Source organism: Phenylobacterium sp., from assembly GCF_036263695.1.
Lineage (GTDB): Bacteria > Pseudomonadota > Alphaproteobacteria > Caulobacterales > Caulobacteraceae > Phenylobacterium.
The window spans coordinates 1-3,267 of sequence record NZ_DATAGM010000224.1; the positions used below are offsets into that span (position 1 = coordinate 1).

General features: G+C 71.5%; 3 protein-coding genes. 1 reads left to right on the top strand and 2 read right to left on the bottom strand.

Annotation, left to right across the window (positions count from 1 at the left end; translation table 11 throughout):
- Positions 1-880 (bottom strand): TonB-dependent receptor (locus tag VHK87_RS09130; RefSeq protein ID WP_329634588.1); only part of this gene is annotated, 880 nt, incomplete at its 3' end.
- A gap of 170 nt (positions 881-1,050) precedes the next feature.
- Here VHK87_RS09130 and VHK87_RS09135 point away from each other — a divergent pair.
- Positions 1,051-2,208, top strand: coding sequence for an MFS transporter (locus VHK87_RS09135; protein WP_329634589.1), 1,158 nt, complete (start codon positions 1,051-1,053; stop codon positions 2,206-2,208).
- A 3-nt stretch (positions 2,209-2,211) separates the two neighbouring features.
- Here VHK87_RS09135 and VHK87_RS09140 read toward each other — a convergent pair.
- The coding region (locus VHK87_RS09140; protein WP_329634590.1) for a hypothetical protein at positions 2,212-3,267 on the bottom strand (1,056 nt) is incomplete at its 5' end.

Here is a 3,267-nt window from a genome sequence, read left to right on the forward strand (position 1 = left end):
GGTTGGTCGTGCCGAAGGCGTTCGGGTCGTAGACGCTGGCCGGCAGGCAGCCGCGGGTGAAGGCCACCTGGGCCGCGCCCGTGGCGACGCCGCCGATGGTGCTGAGGCCCGGGTCCTTCACGCACAGCTGCTTGCGTGCGCCGCGGCTGTCGTCCTCGGCGAAGCTGTCCCACAGGAGGAAGCCGCGGAAGGTCTCGGTGGGCTCGAACGCCAGGGTGACCCGCCCGGCCCAGATCTGCCTGTCGTCGATGTCCTGCCCGTTCAGCAGGTTCTTGGTGTAGCCCTCGCGCTGCAGCCCGAAGCCGGCCACCCGCAGCGAGAACATCTCGCCCAGCGGGATGTTCACGAACCCGTTCATCCGCATGGCTTCGTAGTTGCCCACGTCGACGGTGATCGCCCCTTCCAGCTGGTCGGTAGGCTTGTTGGTGATGACGTTGACCACCCCGCCGGTGGCGTTGCGGCCGAACAGGGTGCCCTGCGGCCCGCGCAGCACCTCCACCCGCTCCACATCGTAGAACTCCGCGTCGGCCGAGCGGTTGGTGGTCAGCGGCACGTTGTTGTGGTGCACCCCCACGCCGTCGTCGCCGGACGCCGAGACCAGTTGGGCGCCGACCCCGCGGATCTGGAAGTTGTTGCGCAGGGCCCGCCGCGTGAAGGTCAGGTTGGGAACCGACTCCACCAGGTTCTGGGCCCCGTCGATGCGCCGGGCCTTCAGCGCCTCCTCGCCGAACGCCGAGACGGCGATCGGCACGTCCTGGACGGACTCCTCCCGCTTCTGGGCGGTGACGATCAGCTCCTCGACCACGCTCTGGGCCGCCGCCAGTCCCGGAGCCGCCAACGCCAGCGCGAGCGCCGAAGCGCCCCACTTCCACCTACCCATGTCGATCCCTCCCATACGCGCCGAAGCCGGCGCGCATGCTTCTGTTGCAGGCCCTCTCGAGCGGGGCCGTAGGGGAAGCTGATTTAGGTGAACGGCGTTAGGCAAGCGCTTGCGGGGCGGGGGCCAACTCGTGCTAGGCGAGATCCTCGACGGCCGAGGGCCCCGCCGACATGAACGCCTTCCTCGCGAAGATCTACGCGCTGAGGTTCTTTGACGCCTTCGTGCTGATCTATCCGCTGTACGCGGTGATGTTCGTCGATCACGGCGTCTCGCCGCTGCAGCTGTCGACCATCATGACCGCTTGGTCGGCCGTCACCATCATGCTGCACGGCCCCGCGGGCGTGGCCGCCGACCACTGGTCCCGGCGCTGGATCCTGTGCCTGGCCCAGGTGGCCCGCTGCGGCGGGTTTGTCGTCTGGCTGGCCTTTCCGAGCTTCTGGGGATTCCTCGGCGGCCTGGCGCTGTGGGGCGTGAAGAGCGCCTTCACGACGGGGACCTACGAGGCTGTCGTCTACGACGAACTCCGCTCGGTCGGCCGCGAAGGCGAGTACGCCAAGGTCATCGGGCGAGCGCACGCGATCCAGGCCGCCGGCGTGCTGGCGGCCTCGCTGGGGGCGGCGGGGGCGATCCGGTTCGGCTATCCGGTGGTGCTGTGGGCGAGCGTCGCCTCCGGAGCGGTGGCGGCGACCTGCGCGGCGATCCTGCCGCGCGCGCCCAAGCTCGCCGAAGTGCACGTCGGCGGCTTCGCCGCTGCGGTGGCCGAGGCGCTGCGCAACCGGGCGGTGCTGGGGTTCATGATCCCGCTGCTGCTGGCCACCGGCCTGGGCGGGGTGCTGCAGGACTACGGCCCGGTGATCGTCCAGGACGCCGGCCTCTCGGCCTCGCAGATCGCCCTCTACATGGTCGCCCTCAGCGCCATGAAGCTCATCGTCAGCGCCTTCGCCCACCGCTGGCGCAAGCTGCCGCCGGGCTGGTTCGGCTACGGCTTCCTGGCGCAGGCCGCGCTGCTCGGCCTCGTCGCGGCCTTTCTGACGCCGGTCACCGCCTGGCTGCTGATCGTCACGGCCGGGGTGTTCAAGACCATGGAGATCAACCTCGAGGCCCGGATGCAGGACGCCAGCCCCTCGGCCGTGCGGGCGACCATGGGCTCGCTGCGCGCGCTCGGCTCCTCGGCGGTGTTCGGCGGGGCGGTGATGGGCGTCGGCGCGCTGGCCCAGGCGGCGTCCTACCGGCTGGGCCTGGCGGCCCTGGCCGGGGCGTTGGCGGTATGCGGCGCGGCCGTGGTGCTCGCCCGGGCTGCCCGCAGCCGCCTCGAAGCGAGCGCCTGAAGCCTACTCGGCGGCCAGCAGCACCTTCGGGCGCCGCTGCTCCTCGACCTCAGCGGCCAGCCGGCGCAGTTCGCGGGCCAGCGGCTGGTGCACCGGGCGGCGGCCTTCGTCGTCGGCGGGTCCCAGCAGGCCCGTCGGGCAGATGCGGCCATCGTTCCAGCCGGGGTAGTTGGCCACCGGATAAAGGCAGATCCCCTGCACCGGCACGCCGGACTCGCGCGCCTGCTCGACCTCTGAGGCGACGTAGTGGATCCAGGCGGCGCGGGCCGAGCCCTCGGCGCCGGTCTCGGCGACCATCAGCGGGCGGCCGTAGCGGCTGGCCACGTCCGTCAGCATGGTGCTGAACGGGCGCCACGAGTGGTGGCCCAGCGGCACGAAATTGCCGGCCGGCGTCCACTGGTTGTGCGAGTAGAAATTCAGCCCGACGATGTCGAGGATCTCGGGGCGGCCGCCCAGCTCCGGATCGCGCCGGCCCGCCAGCATGTCGAAGGCCTCCCACTGCGCCTCGGCCATCATCCGGGCCTCGTCCAGGTCGTGCGGCTGCAGGGTCTGGGGCACAATGTGCACGCAGGGTTCGCACCAAAGCACCCGGGCGCGCGGATCGACCCGGCGCACCGCGTCGGTCGCGGCGATGGCGGCGCGCACCAGCTGGCGCTTGAGCTCGCCGCCCCGCGCCTTGGCGTAAGGCGCCCACTCACCCTGGTCCCCGGCCATGTAGGCGAAGTAGCTGATCTCGTTCAGCGGGCACCAGACCGGGACGCGGTCGTCCTCCTCGGCCCGCACCCGCGCGGCGGCTTCGGCGAAGGCGGCCATCCGCTCGACGAAGTCCGGCGACCAGATGTCGAGCCAGTCGGGCGTGCCGTAGTGCCAGAGGTCCCAGATCACCTGGACGCCGGCCTCGCGCGCCGCCTTCAGCATCGGCCGCCAGGTCGACCAGTCGTAGACGTCCCGCTGGCCCTCGATCAGGTGCCAGCGCAGCCCGTCGCGCACGGTGGTGAGGCCGTGGGCGGCCACGGTCGCGTAGTCCTGCCGCACCCAGCGGTCGTGTCCCTGGGCGAT

What these genes read in the sequence shown, in the direction of transcription:
- VHK87_RS09135 (WP_329634589.1), top strand. Translation starts at nt 1,051, where the DNA reads ATGAACGCCTTCCTCGCGAAGATCTACGCGCTGAGGTTCTTTGACGCC.